Source organism: Amycolatopsis alkalitolerans (assembly GCF_006152065.1).
In the GTDB taxonomy this organism is placed as follows: Bacteria; Actinomycetota; Actinomycetes; order Mycobacteriales; family Pseudonocardiaceae; genus Amycolatopsis_E; species Amycolatopsis_E alkalitolerans.
The window spans coordinates 1-16,583 of the sequence record NZ_VDFW01000025.1 but is presented as its reverse complement, the minus strand read 5'-3'; the positions used below and the strand labels follow the sequence as shown (position 1 = coordinate 16,583).

General features: G+C 71.5%; 15 protein-coding genes. 7 read left to right on the top strand and 8 right to left on the bottom strand.

Features of this window, described 5'->3' with window-relative positions:
• Positions 1-3: 3 nt before the first annotated feature.
• The 4 genes from FG385_RS24430 to FG385_RS24415 form a co-directional block, all read right to left on the bottom strand.
• The gene (locus tag FG385_RS24430; RefSeq protein ID WP_139099187.1) at positions 4-480 is read right to left on the bottom strand and encodes a helix-turn-helix domain-containing protein; all 477 of its coding nucleotides are present in this window, start codon (positions 478-480) and stop codon (positions 4-6) included.
• Positions 481-581: 101 nt separating this feature from the next.
• Positions 582-1,538 (bottom strand): bifunctional riboflavin kinase/FAD synthetase, encoded by a 957-nt coding sequence (locus tag FG385_RS24425; RefSeq protein WP_139099119.1) that lies wholly within the window; start codon positions 1,536-1,538, stop codon positions 582-584.
• Between the two features lie 11 nt (positions 1,539-1,549).
• A complete protein-coding gene (truB, locus tag FG385_RS24420; protein WP_268815941.1) occupies positions 1,550-2,443 on the bottom strand; it encodes a tRNA pseudouridine(55) synthase TruB in 894 nt (297 codons plus the stop codon).
• 11 nt (positions 2,444-2,454) lie between these two features.
• Complete coding sequence (locus tag FG385_RS24415; protein WP_200834639.1) at positions 2,455-2,913, bottom strand: GNAT family N-acetyltransferase; 459 nt, start codon at positions 2,911-2,913, stop codon at positions 2,455-2,457.
• A gap of 40 nt (positions 2,914-2,953) precedes the next feature.
• On the opposite strand from FG385_RS24415, the gene FG385_RS24410 reads away from it, so the two are divergent.
• A complete protein-coding gene (locus tag FG385_RS24410) occupies positions 2,954-3,586 on the top strand; it encodes a TetR/AcrR family transcriptional regulator (protein WP_139099117.1) in 633 nt (210 codons plus the stop codon).
• Here FG385_RS24410 and FG385_RS24405 read toward each other — a convergent pair.
• The 3 genes from FG385_RS24405 to FG385_RS24395 all read right to left on the bottom strand — a co-directional run bounded on the left by FG385_RS24405 (position 3,538) and on the right by FG385_RS24395 (position 7,278).
• Positions 3,538-4,848, bottom strand: a complete 1,311-nt coding sequence (locus FG385_RS24405; RefSeq protein ID WP_139099185.1) for an MFS transporter — start codon at positions 4,846-4,848, stop codon at positions 3,538-3,540. The genes FG385_RS24410 and FG385_RS24405 overlap by 49 nt on opposite strands.
• Positions 4,849-4,972: 124 nt before the next feature.
• A complete protein-coding gene (locus FG385_RS24400; RefSeq protein WP_200834638.1) occupies positions 4,973-6,271 on the bottom strand; it encodes an MATE family efflux transporter in 1,299 nt (432 codons plus the stop codon).
• A gap of 26 nt (positions 6,272-6,297) precedes the next feature.
• Positions 6,298-7,278 carry a DHH family phosphoesterase gene (locus FG385_RS24395; RefSeq protein WP_139099115.1) on the bottom strand — a complete coding sequence of 327 codons (981 nt, stop codon included), beginning with the start codon at positions 7,276-7,278 and terminating at the stop codon, positions 6,298-6,300.
• Between the two features lie 24 nt (positions 7,279-7,302).
• Here FG385_RS24395 and FG385_RS24390 point away from each other — a divergent pair, with 24 nt between their 5' ends.
• The 4 genes from FG385_RS24390 to nrfD are packed head-to-tail and all read left to right on the top strand — an operon-like array spanning position 7,303 to position 13,394.
• Positions 7,303-8,325 (top strand): TRM11 family SAM-dependent methyltransferase, encoded by a 1,023-nt coding sequence (locus tag FG385_RS24390; protein ID WP_139099114.1) that lies wholly within the window; start codon positions 7,303-7,305, stop codon positions 8,323-8,325.
• Between the two features lie 43 nt (positions 8,326-8,368).
• Positions 8,369-11,623 carry a formate dehydrogenase gene (gene fdh, locus FG385_RS24385; RefSeq protein ID WP_139099113.1) on the top strand — a complete coding sequence of 1,085 codons (3,255 nt, stop codon included), beginning with the start codon at positions 8,369-8,371 and terminating at the stop codon, positions 11,621-11,623.
• Positions 11,624-11,643: 20 nt separating this feature from the next.
• A complete protein-coding gene (locus tag FG385_RS24380; RefSeq protein ID WP_139099184.1) occupies positions 11,644-12,459 on the top strand; it encodes a 4Fe-4S dicluster domain-containing protein in 816 nt (271 codons plus the stop codon).
• Positions 12,456-13,394: an NrfD/PsrC family molybdoenzyme membrane anchor subunit gene (gene nrfD / locus FG385_RS24375; RefSeq protein ID WP_139099112.1), complete on the top strand. Its 939-nt coding sequence runs from the start codon at positions 12,456-12,458 to the stop codon at positions 13,392-13,394. Before FG385_RS24380 ends, nrfD begins: the two co-directional genes overlap by 4 nt.
• Here nrfD and FG385_RS24370 read toward each other — a convergent pair.
• Positions 13,383-13,973, bottom strand: coding sequence for a Rossmann-fold NAD(P)-binding domain-containing protein (locus tag FG385_RS24370; RefSeq protein WP_160148878.1), 591 nt, complete (start codon positions 13,971-13,973; stop codon positions 13,383-13,385). The two genes, nrfD and FG385_RS24370, sit on opposite strands and share 12 nt — an antisense overlap.
• A 215-nt stretch (positions 13,974-14,188) precedes the next feature.
• Between FG385_RS24370 and FG385_RS24360 the strand changes: the two genes are divergently transcribed.
• Both FG385_RS24360 and FG385_RS24355 read left to right on the top strand, forming a co-directional pair.
• The gene (locus FG385_RS24360) at positions 14,189-15,589 is read left to right on the top strand and encodes an MFS transporter (RefSeq protein WP_139099110.1); all 1,401 of its coding nucleotides are present in this window, start codon (positions 14,189-14,191) and stop codon (positions 15,587-15,589) included.
• A complete protein-coding gene (locus FG385_RS24355) occupies positions 15,586-16,509 on the top strand; it encodes a sigma-70 family RNA polymerase sigma factor (protein WP_139099109.1) in 924 nt (307 codons plus the stop codon). The genes FG385_RS24360 and FG385_RS24355 overlap by 4 nt, the downstream gene beginning before the upstream one ends.
• Positions 16,510-16,583 lie beyond the last annotated feature (74 nt).

Genomic DNA, 16,583 nt, shown 5'->3' with positions numbered 1-16,583 from the left:
CAATCAGCCCCGCAGTCCGGCCCGGCGCAGCAGGTCCGCGATCGCCGGGTAGTCCTCGTCCAGCCGCTTCGCGGCCTCGGCCAGATCCTCGTCCTCGGCGACCTCGCGCAGCGCCACCAGTGCCAGCCGGTCGTCGACGGCGGCGACCGGGATGTTGTCCCTGCCGACGGTCGGCCGCGCGTCCTTGACGTCATCGAGTGCGGCGAGCAGGGCTTCCTTGCGGCCGGCCGCGACCTCCGGGATCAGGCACTTGCGCTCGAGCATGATCATCCTGGCCAGCACGACGGGATTGCCGATCTTGGCGCGCCGGCCGCTCATCACCTGGCTCAGCATCGGGGCACTGATCCCCAGCACCTCGGCGAGATAGGCCTGCGAAACGTCGAAGGCCACCACGAGCCGGCGCACCCGGTCCCCCAGCGGCTCCCCATACCACTCGCGCTGCAGCGCGATGTTGCGCTGGACGATCTTGTGGTCCTCCACCGGCCTGCTCTCCCCTTCGCTCCCCGTCACGCGCCGCCCTGCATTTTGCCAGGAATGATCCGATCCGCGGTGCGCTTTCGGTGACTGATTCGCAAACGCACTCAACCGCGGGTCAAGCCGAGGATTTCCCTCGTCCGAGTGACATCGTCGTCGATCTGCTCGACCAGCTCGGCGGAGCTGCCGAAGCGGATCTGGTCGCGAAGGCGACTGACGAAGTCGAGGCCGACGTACTGGCCGTAGAAGTCCTCGTCGACGTCGAGCACGAACGCCTCGACGGTGCGCTCGCGACCGGAGAACGTGGGGTTCGTGCCGACCGAGACCGCGGCGGGCAGGCGGCGGTCCGGGTCGGCCCCGCGGACGAACCAGCACGCGTACACCCCGTCGGCGGGCACGGCGGCGAACCGCGGGGTGGACAGGTTCGCCGTCGGGTAGCCCAGATCGTGGCCACGGCCGTCGCCGCGCACGATGATCCCTTCGAGCCGGTGCGGCCGCCCGAGCGCCTCGGCCGCGGCCACCACGTCACCGGCGTCGATGCACGAGCGCACGTACGTCGAGGAGAACATGATCTCGGTGTTGTCGTTGTGCTCGCCCTGCAGCTCGGCGCCGTAGGTGACGAACCCGAAGCGGCGGCCCAGCTCCCGCAGCACCGGCACGGTGCCGGCCGCCTTCGAGCCGAAGGTGAAGTTCTCGCCGACGACGACGGCGGCGGCGTGCAGCCGGTCCACCAGGATCTCGTGCACGAACTCGTCCGCGGACATGTGCATCAGCTCGGGCGTGAACGGCAGCACCGCGAACACGTCGATGCCCATCTCCTCGACCAGCTCGGCCTTGCGGCGCAGCGTGGTCAGCTGCGCCGGATGGCTGCCGGGGCGGATGACCTCCGAGGGGTGCGGATCGAAGGTGAGCATGACGCTGGGCAGGTTCCGGGTCTTGGCGATCTCTGCCGTCTTGCCGATGAGCACCTGATGCCCGCGGTGCACCCCGTCGAACACGCCGATGGTGACCACGCACCGGCCCCAGCCACCGGGGAGATCTTCGAGCCCACGCCACCTCTGCACGGTGGTCAACCTTAGGCCGGGTCGAGCACGACCACCGACCGGGCCACGCCGCCGGCGTCGACGGCGAGCGCGAGGGCTCGGCCGTCCGGGTCGAACACGCCGTAGGTGCCCCCGATCCCGGACGCGCGCACCTGCTGTCCAAACCGGACGGCCTTGGCCGTGGCGGCGTCCACGTCGTAGCGGGGGAAGGCGGCCGCGACCGCGCCACTGAGGTCGAGCGAGAGCCGGGGCTCGGCTTCCAGCTGTTCGAGCGTCCTGGCCGTGGCGAGGGTGAACGGGCCGACCGACGTCCGGCGCAGGGCCGCCAGATGCCCGCCGACCCCCAGCCGCGCGCCCAGATCCCGGGCCAGCGCCCGGACGTAGGTGCCCGACGAGCACTCGATGACGGCGTCGAGTTCGACGCGATCGGTCTCGTGGCGGGTGGCGAGCAGGTCGAAGCGGTAGACGGTGACCTTGCGCGCCGCGAGCGCGACCTCCTCCCCCGCGCGGACGCGGGCGTAGGCGCGCTTCCCGGCGACCTTGACCGCGCTCACCGCGCTGGGCACCTGCTCGATCTCCCCGGTGAGCCCGGCGATCCCGGCCGCGATCTCCTCGTCGGTCACCCCGCTCGTGTCCGCTGTGGACAGTCGCTCGCCCTCGGCGTCGTCGGTCGTGGTCGAGACGCCGAGGGACAGCGTGGCGACGTAGGTCTTGCGGTCGAGCGCGAGATGGCCGAGGAGCTTCGTGGCGCGCTCGATGCCCAGCACCAGCACTCCGGTGGCCATCGGGTCGAGCGTGCCGGCGTGCCCGACCCGGCGCGTGCCCATGATCCGCCGCACCCGGGCGACGACGTCGTGCGAGGTCATCCCCGGCGGCTTGTCGACGACGAGCAGACCGGGCGGCGGGGGCGGGGTCTTCGGTGGCACGACGGCACACCCTACCGGGCGGCCGCCAGGTCCCGGCCGTAGCACCGGGACAGCGATTCGCCCTGGTAGGGACCGAAATTGTCGATCCGCCGGTAACCTTCGCGCTCGTAGAAGCGGATCGCGTCGGGCTGCGCGGTCCCGGTCTCCAGCTTCAGCGTGCCGACCCCGAGCCGCCCCGCGCGCGCCTCCAGCTCTCGCAGGATCGCGACCGCGGCGCCACTGCCGCGCGCTTCGGGCACGACGTACATCCGCTTGATCTCGGCCACCCCGGCCTCGAGTAGCCGCAGCGCCCCGCACCCGACGGCGCGGCCCTTCCGGCGGGCCACCACGAACACGGCGATGTCCTCGGCGGACGGCGTGCGGCCCGGTTCGTGGTCCGCGAAGTCGTACCGCGCGTCGAGTTCGGCGCGTTGCGCGGCCCGCAGCGCGGCGCCGTCCGGGGCGTCCCAGTCCTCCACCGCGATGGTCATCACGACTGTTACCGTAACAGACGTTACGGAATGGAGGACCATGGCACGGACGGCGGACCGGACCGAGCAGGCCGAACGGATCTCGCGCGCCGTCTGGCGGATCATGGCCGAGGCCGGCCCGCAGGGGCTGACCCTGCGGGCCGTCGCGACGGCGGCCGGATGCACGACCGGCCTGGTCCTCCACCGCTTCCCGGACAAGCGGGCGCTCCTGCTGCACGCGCGGGACCTGCTGCACGAGCGCACGGGGCGGCGGATGGACGAGCGGGAGGCCGAGGGTGGCCCGCCGGTCGAGGTGCTGCGCGCCATCCTGCGCTACGCCGCGTCGATCGACCACGGCAAGCGGCAGGAGGCGCGGGTCTGGCTGGGCTACCTCACCGCTTCGCTCACGGACCCGGACCTCGCCGCCCGGCATGTCACGGCGAACCGCGCCTTCCTCGCGAGGGTCGGCCGCCTCCTCGCGTCCGCCCGCCCCGGCTGGGACGAGCGGGCGCGCACGGAGGTCGCGACCGCGCTCGTGGCCCTGGTCGAAGGCGTCAACACGCTCGCGGCGGCGGACGGTCACGCCTACTCGCCGGACCGGCAGGAAGCGTTGCTCGACCGCGCGCTGGACGCGTTCGGGCTGGGCTACGCCGCCACCGGGACCGGGCGCCGTTCGGGGACGTCCCACGGGTAACGGCGGACCTGCACCGGCACGTCTTCCCCGCGCGCCTGCGCGGCGAACAGTTCCGCGCGTGCCCGGCGCCACCAGACGAGCATCCGCACCGTGCCGAGCGCCAGCACGGCCACGACCGCGAGCAGCGCGATCCGGAAGCTGCCGCTGTACTGCAGCAGCACCCCGATCAGCAGCGCGGTGACCGTGGTCGCGGCGAAACCGCCGACGTTGACCACACCCGTCGCCGTGCCGACGCGATGGAGCGGGTTGTAGTCCCGCGCGAGCGCGAAGCCGATCATCGAGGCCGGCCCGCCCAGGGACAGGAAAGCGAAGCAGGGCACCAGGATCGCCGCCGGGATCGGGCCCGGCCAGCCCAGCAGCAGCGCCCAGACGAGCGCGGCGCCGCCGAGATAACCGCCGACGAGCGGCATCCGCAGCCCCGGCCGCGCCGCGATGAGCGCGCCGACCACCGGCCCGCCGATCATCGACCCGAACACGAACACCGTCAGCAGCGCGCTCGCCGCCGCCGGCGCCATGCCCTGCCCCTCCACGAGGAACGGCACACCCCACAGCAGGGTCAGCACGTTCGGCGCGAACATCGTCGAGAAGTGCACCCAGAACCCGAGCCGGGTGCCGGGCACGCGCCACGTGACGCGGATCTGCCGCAGCAACTCGCGGCGGTCCACCGCCACGGCCTTCGCGGTGTGGCCGCTTGGGGTGTCCTTCACGCGCGCCGCGACGAACGCCGAATACAGCGCGGTGAGCAGGCCGGCGGCGAGGAAGGTCGGCAGCCAGCCCGGTCCGGCGAGCAGCAGGGTGAGCGGGACGGTCGCGGCGAGATTGCCGATGAACCCGATGGCGGTGGTGAAGGAGGTGACCACGGCGTACTGCCGGCCCGGGAAGTGCGCGGCGACGAGCCGCAGCACGCTGACGAAGGTGAGCGCGTCGCCGAAGCCAAGTACGCCGCGGGCAAGCAGCCCCACGCCGTAGGACGTCGCGAGCGCCAGCACGGTCTGGCCGAGGCCGAGGAACAGCAGGGCGGTGACGAGGATCTTGCGGGGACCGTAGCGGTCGACGAGGACGCCGGTCGGGATCTGCATGGCGGCGTACACGCCGACCTGCAGGACGGTGAACGCGCTCAGGGCCGCGGCGCCGACCCCGAAGCGGTCGGCGGCTTCCAGTCCGGCGACCCCGAACGAGGTGCGGTGGAAGACGGCGAGGAGGTAGACGAGAGCTGCGGTGAACCAGATGAACCACGATCGGCGGCTGGCCTTGCCGATCACGGGTGCCTGCGCGGGCGGCACGAACGAAGCCTCCTGGCCGAGTCGGGAGCGGGGGAACCGCTGGGTATATCGCTGATGCGAAGAAGAAACTTACCGGTGACCGCGGTGTGATCGGCCACAGTGGTCAGCGCACGGCACCCGGCACGGCCCAGTGCCCGGAACGCCACCGCGCGAGCACCGTCGCGAGCCGCAGCGCCATGAACAGCGACAGCCCGGTCCAGATCCCGGTCAGCCCCCAGCCGAACGCGAGCGAGATCCAGATCAGCGGCAGGAACCCGATCGCCGCGCTGGCGAGCGTCGCCGTGCGCAGGAAGGCCGCGTCACCCGCACCGAGCAGCACCCCGTCGAGCGCGAACACCACACCCGCCACGGGTTGCAGCGCGACGAAGAACCACCACGCGTGCGGGACCTCCCCCAGCACCCCGGGATCCGAGGTGAACGCGTGCGGCAGCACGCCCGACGCGGCGGCGAACACGGCGCACAGCACGCAACCGAAGATCAGGCCGTACAAGGTGATCTGAGCGGCGACGCCTTTCGCCCGCCGCTGCTCGCCGCCGCCCAGCGCGGCACCGACGAGCGACTGCGCGGCGATGGCGACCGAGTCGAGCACGAGCGACAGGAACGTCCACAGCTGCAGCACGATCTGGTGCGCACCGACCGCCGCGGCCGACGTCCGGGCCGCCACGGCCGCGGCCGAGACGAAACAGGCCTGGAACGCGAGGCTCCGCAGCACGAGATCTCGCCCCATGCCCAACTGGGCGCGCATGACCGCCGGATGCGGCCGCAGCGAGACCCGCTCGGCGAGCAGGGCGCGCAGGAACATGCTCGCCGAGATCACCTGCGCGACGAGGTTCGCCACCGCGGAACCTTCCAGGCCCCACCCGGCCACGTACACCAGCAGCGGGCACAGCACGGCCGAAATCCCGTTGCCAGCCAGCACATAGCGCAGTGGCCGGACCGCGTCCTGCACGCCGCGCATCCAGCCGTTGCCGGCCATCGTGACGAGGATCAGCGGTGCGCCGCACAGCGCGATCCGCAGCCACGACACCGCCGCGCCCGCGATCTCGTCATTGCCGGCCAGCGCCCGCGCGATCGGCCCGGCCAGCAGTTGACCCGCGGCGAGCAGGACCAGCCCGACGAGGATCGCGAGCCAGGTCGCCTGCACGCCTTCGCTCACCGCCTCCGCGCGGCGGCCCGCGCCGTGCAGCCGGGCCGTGCGCGCGGTCGTGCCGTAGGACAGGAAGGTCAGCTGGGTGGAGATCTGCGAGAGCACCACGCCACCGAGCGCGAGCCCGGCGAGTGGGAGTGCGCCCAGGTGGCCGACGACCGCGGTGTCGACGAGGACGTACAGCGGTTCGGCGCACAGCACGCCGAGCGCGGGGATCGCGAGCCCGAACACCTGCTTCGCGGGTACCCCGGTCATCTGCACGCTCAGCACATTAGCCGGGCCTACAGGAGCGGGGCGCCTGCCAGGGCGTCGCGTACGGCGGCGAGCACCTCCTCCTCGGTGCCGTGCACGGTGCAGCCCGCGGCGAGCCGGTGCCCGCCGCCGCCGAGCCGGCGCGCGGCGGCCGAGACGTCGATCTTCCCGACCGCGCGCAGCGACACGGTCCACTCTCGGGGCCCCTGCTGCTTGAACGCGGCGGCGACCTCGGCGTCCCGGATGGACCGCACGACGTCGACCACGGCCTCGACCTCTTCGAGGCGGACGTCCGCCGCCGCTTCGAGGGTCACGTAGGCATAGGCGAGCCCGTACCCCTGGGCGGCTTCGGGCTCCAGCCGGGCGGTGCCGAGTGCCTTCGACAGCATCGGCAGCCAGGCGAACGGGTGGTCGTCGACGACCTCCCTGGCGAGCCGGTCCGGGTCGACGCCCGCCTCGAGCAGGCGGGCGGCGGCGCGGTGCGTCGACGGTGTCGCGCGCCGGAAACCGCTCGTGTCGGTCACCAGGCCGGCGTAGAGGCACCGCGCGATGGGCTCGTCCAGCGGCACGCCCAGTTCGTCGAGCAGCTTCAACACGAGCACCACGGTCGCCTCGGCGGAATCGTCCACGACATGGTGCGTGCCATAGCGGGTGTTCGAGGCGTGATGGTCGATCACCAGGACCGAGCCGCCCGCGGCCTTCGTCGCCTCGACCCGGTCGGCGAGCGACCCCAGCCGCGCGGGCGCCGGGGTGTCACAGCAGACGACCAGCGGGCTCGAAGCCGGGACCTCCGCGGCCGGGACCACGAGGTTGCCCGCGTCCAGCCCGCGCAAGCTCTCCGGGATCTCGCCGGGCAGCGCGAACGACACCCGCACGGTCGCTCCTCGCTGGTGCAGCGCGCGGCCGAGCGCGAGCGCGCTGCCGAGCGCGTCGGCGTCGGGGCGGACGTGGGCCAGCAGCGTGACGTCGGTGGCGGCCCGCAACAGGTCGAGCGGCGAAGAAGGGCTCATGCGGGCAAGCTACGCTTTTCCGCGATGTTCGACTATGGGATCCTCCTCTACCCCTCGGCCAACCGGGTCTACGCCGACGCCTCGGCCGCGCTGCTGCGCGCCGAACTGGGCGTGTTCGGCCAGGCGCTGAGCACCACGCCCGAAGAGCTCGGCGAACGGCGTCTCGGCGGCGTCACCTACGTGACGTTCTCGACCACCGCCCGGCTGTCCGAAGAGGACGTCGAGCTGCTGTCGAACCTGTCCTCGCTGTATGCCCTGTTCGAGCTGACCGGCGAGCTGCTGCGCCCGGTCGAGGTCGCGCCGCTGGACGAGTTCGGCTCGGACCTGCTCACCATCCAGAAGTACGCCGGCAAGACCAACGAGCTGTTCACCAGGCTGCTGCTGAACGTCACGCTGCTGTCCACTTCGGACCCCACGGCCTTCCTGCGCGAGCCCCTGCACGTCCTGGACCCGCTGTGCGGCCGGGGAACCACCCTCAACCAGGCGATGAACTACGGCCTCGACGCGACGGGCATCGAGCTCGACCGGCGCGATTTCGACGCCTACGAGCAGTTCGTCAAGACCTGGCTGCGCACCCACCGGATCAAGCACACCGTGGAGTCGGGACAGTTGCGGCGCAACAAGGTCAAGCTGGGCCAGCGGCTCGAGCTCGCCTTCGCGGTGACCAAGGAGCAGTACAAGGCGGGCGAACTCCGCCACGTCACCTACTACAACTGCGACACCGTGACCGGGGCGGACCTGCTGAAGGCCGGTTCCGTGGACGCGATCGTCACCGACGCGCCCTACGGCGTGCAGCACGGCAGCCACCGTTCCCAGGAGCTGTCCCGCAACCCGCGCGAGCTGCTGGCCCAGGCGGTTCCGGCCTGGGTGCGCACGCTGCGCTCCGGCGGCGCGCTCGGGATCTCGTGGAACACCAACGTCACCAAACGTGTGGAGATCGCAGAGATCCTCACGGCGGCCGGGCTCGAGGTGCGGGAACTGGGCGAGTTCGCGCACCGGGTCGACCAGGCGATCCTGCGGGATCTGCTGGTGGCCCGGAAGCCCTGACGCGCCCCGGGTTGAGAACCGGGAGAGCGGGTACCCGCGCGGCATGGGCCTGACACGATGGATCCGGGACTGGCCGGTGCTCCGGCAGTGGACCGAGCACGACGCCACGGGGCGCGGGGCCGCGGCGAAGAGCCGGGCGAGCCTGGAGCTGACGCCGCGGACCGCGAACGCGGACCGGGTCGCGAAGTCGGTTTGTCCTTATTGTGCGGTCGGCTGCGGGCAGAACGTTTACGTCGAGCACGGCGAGGTCACCCAGATCGAGGGCGACCCGGACTCGCCGGTGAGCCGCGGCCGGTTGTGCCCCAAGGGGTCCGCGAGCCTCCAGCTGACCACCGGGTCCGCCCGCGAGCACAAGGTGCGCTACCGCCGTCCATACGGGACGGACTGGGAGGAGCTGGACCTCAGCACCGCGATGGACATGATCGCCGAACGGACCATCGTCGGCCGCGCGAAGGGCTGGCAATGGGAATCGGACGGGATGCGGACCCGCCGCACGATGGGCATCGCGAGCCTCGGCGGGGCCACTTTGGACAACGAAGAGAATTACCTGATCAAGAAGCTGTTCACCGCGCTCGGCGCCGTGCAGATCGAGAACCAGGCCCGTATTTGACACTCCTCCACGGTTCCCGGTCTGGGCACCTCCTTCGGTCGTGGCGGGGCCACGACGTTCCAGCAGGACCTGGCGAACGCCGACTGCATCGTCATCGAAGGCTCGAACATGGCCGAATGCCATCCCGTCGGGTTCCAGTGGGTGATGGAGGCGAAAGCCCGTGGCGCCAAGGTGATCCACGTCGATCCGCGGTTCACCCGCACGAGCGCGCTCGCGGACCTCCACGTGCCGCTGCGGGCCGGCACGGACATCGCGTTCCTCGGCGGGATCATCCACCACGTCCTCGAGGAGGAGAAGTACTTTCGCGACTATCTGCTGGCCTACACGAACGCGTCCACGATCATCGCCGAGGAGTTCGCCGGCACCGAGGACCTCGACGGGGTCTTCTCCGGGCTCGACCGTGAACACCGCAGCTACGACACCTCGACCTGGCAGTACGACGGCGCGGAGATGCAGGCCGCTTCCGGCGAGCGCGACCAGGAGTGGGACCGCCGCACCGGAAGGGGCAGCTCGGTGTCGCGCGCCGGGCGCGGTGAGGCACACGGCTCGGGTGGCGCGGAGATCCAGGCCACGCCGCGCACGGATCCGACGCTGACGCACCCGAGGTGTGTGTTCCAGCTCCTCAAACGGCATTACGCGCGCTACACCCCAGAACTGGTGGAGGAGATCTGCGGGGTCCCGCAGGACACCTTCCGCCAGGTGTGCGAACTGCTCGCCGAGAACTCCGGGCGGGACCGCACGAGCGCGTTCGCCTACGCGGTCGGCTGGACGCAGCACACCGTGGGCGTGCAGTACATCCGCACCGCGTCGATCCTGCAGTCGCTGCTGGGCAACATCGGCCGTCCCGGCGGCGGGATCCTCGCGCTGCGCGGGCACGCGTCGATCCAGGGCTCCACCGATATCCCGACCCTGTTCAACTTGCTGCCCGGCTACCTCCCGATGCCGCACGCGCACACCGACGAGAACCTCGACACATTCGTCCAGGCCGAGTCGACGCGCAAGGGCTACTGGGCCAACATGCGCTCGTACCTGGTGAGCCTGCTCAAGGCCTACTGGGGCGACGCGGCCCGGCCGGACAACGAGTTCTGCTTCGACTACCTCCCGCGGCTGACCGGCAGCCACAGCACCTACGAGACCGTGCTCGGCCAGCTGCGCGGCGAATGCACCGGCTACTTCCTGATGGGTGAGAACCCGGCCGTTGGCTCGTCGAACGGGAAGCAGCAGCGGCTGGGCATGGCCAACCTCGACTGGCTGGTCGTCCGGGACTTCTCGCTCATCGAGAGCGCGACCTGGTGGAAGGACGGTCCCGAGATCGAAAGCGGCGAGTTGCGCACCGAGGACATCGGCACTGAGGTGTTCTTCCTGCCCGCCGCCGCGCACACCGAAAAGGACGGCAGCTTCACCAACACCCAGCGCCTGCTGCAATGGCACCACCAGGCGGTCGAGCCGCCCGGTGACGCGCGCAGCGAGCTGTGGTTCATGTATCACCTGGGCCGCAGGATCCGGGAGAAGCTGGCGCGGTCCGCCGACGAGCGGGACCGCCCGGTGCTCGAGCTGACCTGGGAGTACCCCACGAAGGGCGCGATCGCGGAACCCGATGCCGACGCCGTGCTCGCCGAGATCAACGGGTGGAACGCCGAGGGCGAACCGCTGGGCTCCTACGAGCAGCTCCGCGACGACGGCTCGACCACCTGCGGCTGCTGGATCTACTGCGGGGTCCGCAAGGAGGGCGTCAACCAGGCCGCGCGCCGCAAACCCGGTGCCGAGCAGAACTGGGTCGCGGGCGAATGGGGCTGGGCGTGGCCGGCGAACCGGCGCATCCTCTACAACCGCGCCTCGGCCGATCCGGACGGCAAACCGTGGAGCGCGCGCAAGGCCCTGGTGTGGTGGGACGGCGAGCGGAAGCAGTGGACCGGGCACGACGTCGCCGACTTCAAGGTCACCAAACCGCCGGACTTCCGGCCCGGGGAAGACGCCACCGGACCGGACGCGCTGACCGGGACCGACGCGTTCATCATGCAGGCCGACGGCAAGGCGTGGCTCTACGCCCCCGCGGGGCTGACCGACGGTCCCCTGCCCGCGCACTACGAACCGCAGGAGTCGCCGTTCGGGAACCTGCTCTACCGCCAGCAGCACAACCCGGTCCGCCAGGTACTGACGAACAAGACCAACCTGCTCCAGCCCAGCGGGAACGAGCCCGGCGCCGAGGTGTTCCCGTTCGTGCTGACCACCTACCGGCTCACCGAGCATCACACCGCGGGCGGGATGAGCCGCTGGCAGCCGTATCTGGCGGAGCTGCAACCCGAACCGTTCTGCGAGGTCTCCCCCGAACTGGCCGCGGAACGGGGGCTCGAGCACACCGGCTGGGCCACGATCGTGACCGCGCGCAGCGCGATCGAGGCCCGGGTGCTGGTGACCGGCCGGCTCACCCCGCTGCGGGTGCAGGGCCGCACGCTGCACCAGGTCGGGCTGCCCTACCACTGGGGCCCGAACGGGCTCAGCACCGGCGACAGCGCCAACGACCTGACCTCGGTGAGCCTCGATCCGAACAGCCATATCCAGGAGAGCAAGGCGCTCACCTGCGACATCCGCCCCGGCCGCAGGCCCCGCGGCCCCGCCCAGGTGCGGCTGGTCGAGGAGTACCGGCGGCGCGCCGGTATCACCACGGACACGGGAACGGAGGTGTGAGCGTGACCGGTTCACCGCGGATGGGGTTCTTCACCGACACCAGCGTGTGCATCGGGTGCAAGGCGTGCGAGGTCGCGTGCAAGGAGTGGAACGCGGTGCCGGACGACGGGCTCGAGCTGTCCGGCATGTCCTACGACAACACCGTCGGCCTCGGCGCGGACACCTGGCGCCACGTCGCGTTCATCGAGCAGCACAAACCACTCGCGAGCCAGGAATCCGACGCGCTCTCGATGGCCGAAACCGGTGACGGGGAAACCGGCTTCCGGTGGCTGATGTCCTCGGACGTGTGCAAGCACTGCACCGAGGCGGCCTGCCTCGACGTCTGCCCCACCGGCTCGCTCTTCCGCACCGAATTCGGCACGGTCGTGGTGCAGGAGGACATCTGCAACGGATGCGGCTACTGCGTGCCCGCCTGCCCCTACGGGGTCATCGACCAGCGCAAGGACGACGGGCGCGCCTGGAAGTGCACGCTGTGCTACGACCGGCTCGGCGACGGGCTGGAACCCGCCTGCGCCAAGGCGTGCCCGACCGATTCGATCCAGTTCGGACCGCTCGGCGAACTGCGCGAGCGCGCGCGGGGCCGGGTGCGGCAACTCCAGGACGCGGGTGTGCACGATGCCCGGCTCTACGGCGAGAACCCCGATGACGGCGTCGGTGGCGACGGCGCGTTCTTCCTGCTGCTCGACGCGCCGGAGGTCTACGGGCTGCCGCCGGATCCCCAGGCCACCACCCGGGACCTGCCCTCGATGTGGCGGCACGTGGCCACCGCCGCGGCCGCGCTGGCGGGCGCGGCACTGACGGCATTCCTCGGCACAGTAAGGGAAAAGCGGAAATGAACGACCACAAAGCCCGCACCGGCCACCGCGGGCGCGGCGAGCAGCCGATGGTCCCCGACGCCGAATTCTCCTCCTACTACGGGAAACCGGTGCTGAACGCGCCGGTGTGGCACTCTCCCGACATTCCCGGCTACCTGTTCCTCGGTGGCCTCGCGGGTGCCTCCTCGCTGCTCGGCGCCGGCTCACACGCGACCGGCCGTCCGGCGCTCGCGCGAGTCGCGAAGACCGGGGCGTTCGGCGCGATGAGCCTGTCACTCGCCGCGCTCGTCCACGACCTCGGCCGCCCGTCCCGGTTCCTCAACATGCTGCGGGTGTTCAAGGTGACCTCGCCCATGAGCGTCGGTTCCTGGCTGCTCGCCGGGTACGGCCCGCTGGCCGGTGCCGCGGCGTTCTCCGCGGTCGCCGGCAAGCTGCCCCGGATCGGGGCGGCGGCGACCGCGGGTTCGGCGCTGCTCGGCCCCGCGGTGGCCACCTACACCGGGGCGCTGATCAGCGACACCGCGGTACCGGCGTGGCACGAGGGCTACCGGGAAATGCCGTACGTGTTCGCCGGCTCTGGTGCGACCGCGGCCGGTGGTCTCGGCCTGCTTGCCGCGCCCGGCAGGGAAAGCGCTCCGGCACGCGCGCTCGCCGTGCTCGGTGTCGCGCTCGAGGGCGCCGCGGTGTCGCGGATGCGGCAGCGGCTCGGGATGATCGCCGAGCCCTACCGGTCGGGCAACGGCGGCCGGTACCTGCGCGCGGGCGAACTCCTGTCCGCGGCCGGGGTGGCCGGTGCCGTCCTCGGCCGCCGCAACGGGATGGTGCGGCGGTTGTCCGGTGCCGCGCTGATCGCCGCCTCCGCCGCGACGCGGTGGGGAATCTTCCACGGCGGCAAGGATTCCGCGAACGATCCGAAGTACACCGTGGTGCCCCAGCGCGAGCGGCTACGCGAGTGAGCGCACCGCGGGCGCGAGAGCCTCTTCGCACCACTGCCGGAAGGTGGTGGGCGTGTCGATCTCGTGTCGGGGCGCACGGGTGACGCCGAGGTTCAGCCCATTGTCGGCCGCGACCATCATGTCCAGCATGCCCTGGGCCATCGCCTCCGAGACACCGCGAGCGGTCAACTGGTTCTTGAGCGCGTCGCCGGGGATCCGCTCGTATCGGACCGGCAGGCCGAGCACCTCGGTCATGACGGCCGCCATGCCGTCGGCGGACGGGTCCTGCGGCCCGAGCACCGGGACCTCTTCCTGACCGGACCAGGTGGGGTCGAGTAGCAGCCGCGCGGCCACGGCGGCGATATCGCGGGCGGCGACGGTCGGCTGCCGGAGTCCGGCGGAAAGGATGTCGGAGAACAGGCCCTGTTCCTTGATCGACCGGACCTGGCGCAGCATGTTGTCCATGAACGCGGGCATGGTCAGCGCGCGGAACGCCGCACCGGTGCTCGCGAGCAGATCGTCCATGGCCAGCGAACCGGTCACGAGCCCGGCTTCGAAGACCCCGGACGCGTATGCCGCCGAGCCCGTCGAAGCGGTCACCCTGTTCTGCGGGCGGTTCCTGCAACTGCTCACCTGGGACGCGCAGGTGCGGACCTGCCGGCTGAGCATCGCCGCGGCCGAGCGGCTGGGCGGCTATCTCGCCGAACGCGATCCGCGAAGTGGTCACCGCCGCCGTGCGCGGCTGACCTGCGCACCGATGAGTTCTCCCGTGCCGGCCGGTAGGTACCGGCGAAACGACCTCATGGGAGGACTCGATGGACGACAGGCAACGATGGGTGCTCGCGCTGACCTCGGTCGCGGCGCTCATGGTCATGCTCGACATGCTGGTGGTCACCACCGCACTCGATGCGATCCGCCGGACGCTCGGCGCGAGCATCACGGGTCTCGAATGGACGGTGAACGCCTTCACGCTCGCCTTCGCGGTGTTCCTGATGACCGCCTCGGCGCTCGGTGACCGGCTCGGACGGCGCAAGATGCTCGTCGCGGGGCTCGCGGTGTTCACGCTCGCGTCGGCCGCGTGTGCGGTCGCGCCCGGCACCGGCGCCCTGATCGCGGCCAGAGCGGCGCAGGGCCTCGGCGCCGCGATGGTCATGCCGCTGGCGTTTTCCCTGCTGTCGGCGGCTTTCCCGCCCGAGCGCAGGGCGAAGGCGCTCGGCCTGTTCAGCGGGGTGACCGGGCTGGCGACGCTCGGCGGCCCGCTGCTCGGCGGGGCGATCGTGCAGGGGCTGAGCTGGCAGTGGATCTTCTGGCTGAACGTGCCGCTGGGCCTGGTGGTGATCCCGCTCGTGCGTGCCCGGATACCGGAGAGCACCGGCCCGGCGGCGCCGCTGGACCTGCCCGGCGTGACGCTCGTGACGGGTGCGGCGTTCGGCGTGGTGTGGGCGCTGGTGCACGGCAACGGCTACGGCTGGACCAGGCTGGACGTGCTCGGGCCGCTCGCGGTCGGGCTCGCGCTCGGCGCGGGGTTCGTCTGGTGGGAACGGCGCTCCCCCGCGCCGATGCTGCCGATGCGCCTGTTCCGGTCTCGCGCGTTCTCCGCCGGCAACGCGACCGGTTTCCTGCTGTACGCGTCGATCTTCGGCACGGCCTTCTTCCTGCCGCAGTTCCTGCAGATCGCGCTCCACTACGGACCTTTGCGGGCCGGGCTCGCGCTGGTGCCGTGGACGATGACGCTGACGCTCGTCGCCCCGGTGGCGGGCACGCGGATCGCGCGCTTCGGGGAGCGGCCACTGCTCGCCGGCGGCCTGTTCCTGCAGGCCGTGGGGTTCGCCTGGATCGCGCTGATCGCCGGCCCTTCGCTGCCCTACGCGCTGCTGGTCCCGCCGCTGGTGCTCGCGGGAACCGGGGTGTCGATGGCGATGCCGGCCGCGCAGCACGCGGTGATCAACTCGGTAGGCCCGGCGGAACTCGGGAAGGCCTCGGGCGCGTTCAACACCCTGCGGCAGCTCGGCGGCACGTTCGGCGTCGTGATCGTGGCGACGGTGTTCACCGCGGCCGGCGGCTACGGCTCGCCCGCGACGTTCACGGCCGGGTTCGGCCCGGCCGTGGGCACCGCTGCGGTGCTCTCGCTCACCGCCGCGGTTGCGGGGTTGTGGCTGCCGGGGCGGCGGGTGAACAGTGAACCCGCCGAACCGGTTCTGGAGGTTTCCCGATGACGACGGACTTCGCCGAGCGCACCGACCCGTTCCGCCGGGAGCTGCTGTCCTACTGCTACCGCATGCTCGGCTCGATCCATGACGCCGAGGATCTGGTGCAGGAGACCTACCTGCGGGCCTGGCGCGCGCACGCGGATTTCGACGAGCGGCGGGCGTCGCTGCGGACCTGGCTGTACCGCATCGCGACCAACGCGTGCCTGAACGCACTCGAGGGCAGGGGCCGCCGCCCGTTGCCTTCGGGGCTCGCCGGACCGGTCGAGGCCGTTGGCGATCATCTGGACTGGGATGCGGAAACCCCGTGGCTGCAACCATTTCCGGGTGACCCGGCGACGGCGGCCGAATCGCGGGAGAGTATCCGGATCGCGTTCGTCGCGGCACTGCAGCATCTCCCGGCGCGGCAGCGTGCCGTGCTGATCCTGCGGGATGTGCTGGCATGGCGGGCCGCGGAAGTCGCGGCGCTGCTCGACACCACCACGGCCGGCGTGAACAGCGCGCTGCAACGCGCCCGCGCGCAGCTCGCGGAGCTCACGCCGGCGGAGGTGGCCGAACCGTCGGAGGCCGAACGCCGCGCGACGCTGGAGCGGTACGTCGCCGCGTTCGTCGCCGGGGACGTGACGGCGCTGGCCGCGCTGCTGCGTGCGGACGTCGAACTCGAGATGCCGCCTTACCCCATGTGGTTCTCGGGTATCGGCCCGGTGCGCGGGTTCCTCGGACCGCGCGTCCGTCCCGGCCGGTGGCGGGCGCGGGAGGCGCTGGTCAACGGCGAGCCCGGGATGGCGGGATACGTGCTCCGCGACGGTGTGTACCGCGCGCACGCGCTGCACACGCTCACGATCACGAAAACCGGCATCGCTCGGATCGTGGCCTTCCAGGAACCAGCCCTCTTCCCCCTGTTCGCCCTCCCCCCAACCACCCCCTAATCCCAATGCCGCGTAGTTAGGGCTTGCGAGTTGATGTCAAGTGGGTCTGTGTGGCGCCTGCGTGTCTGACAATG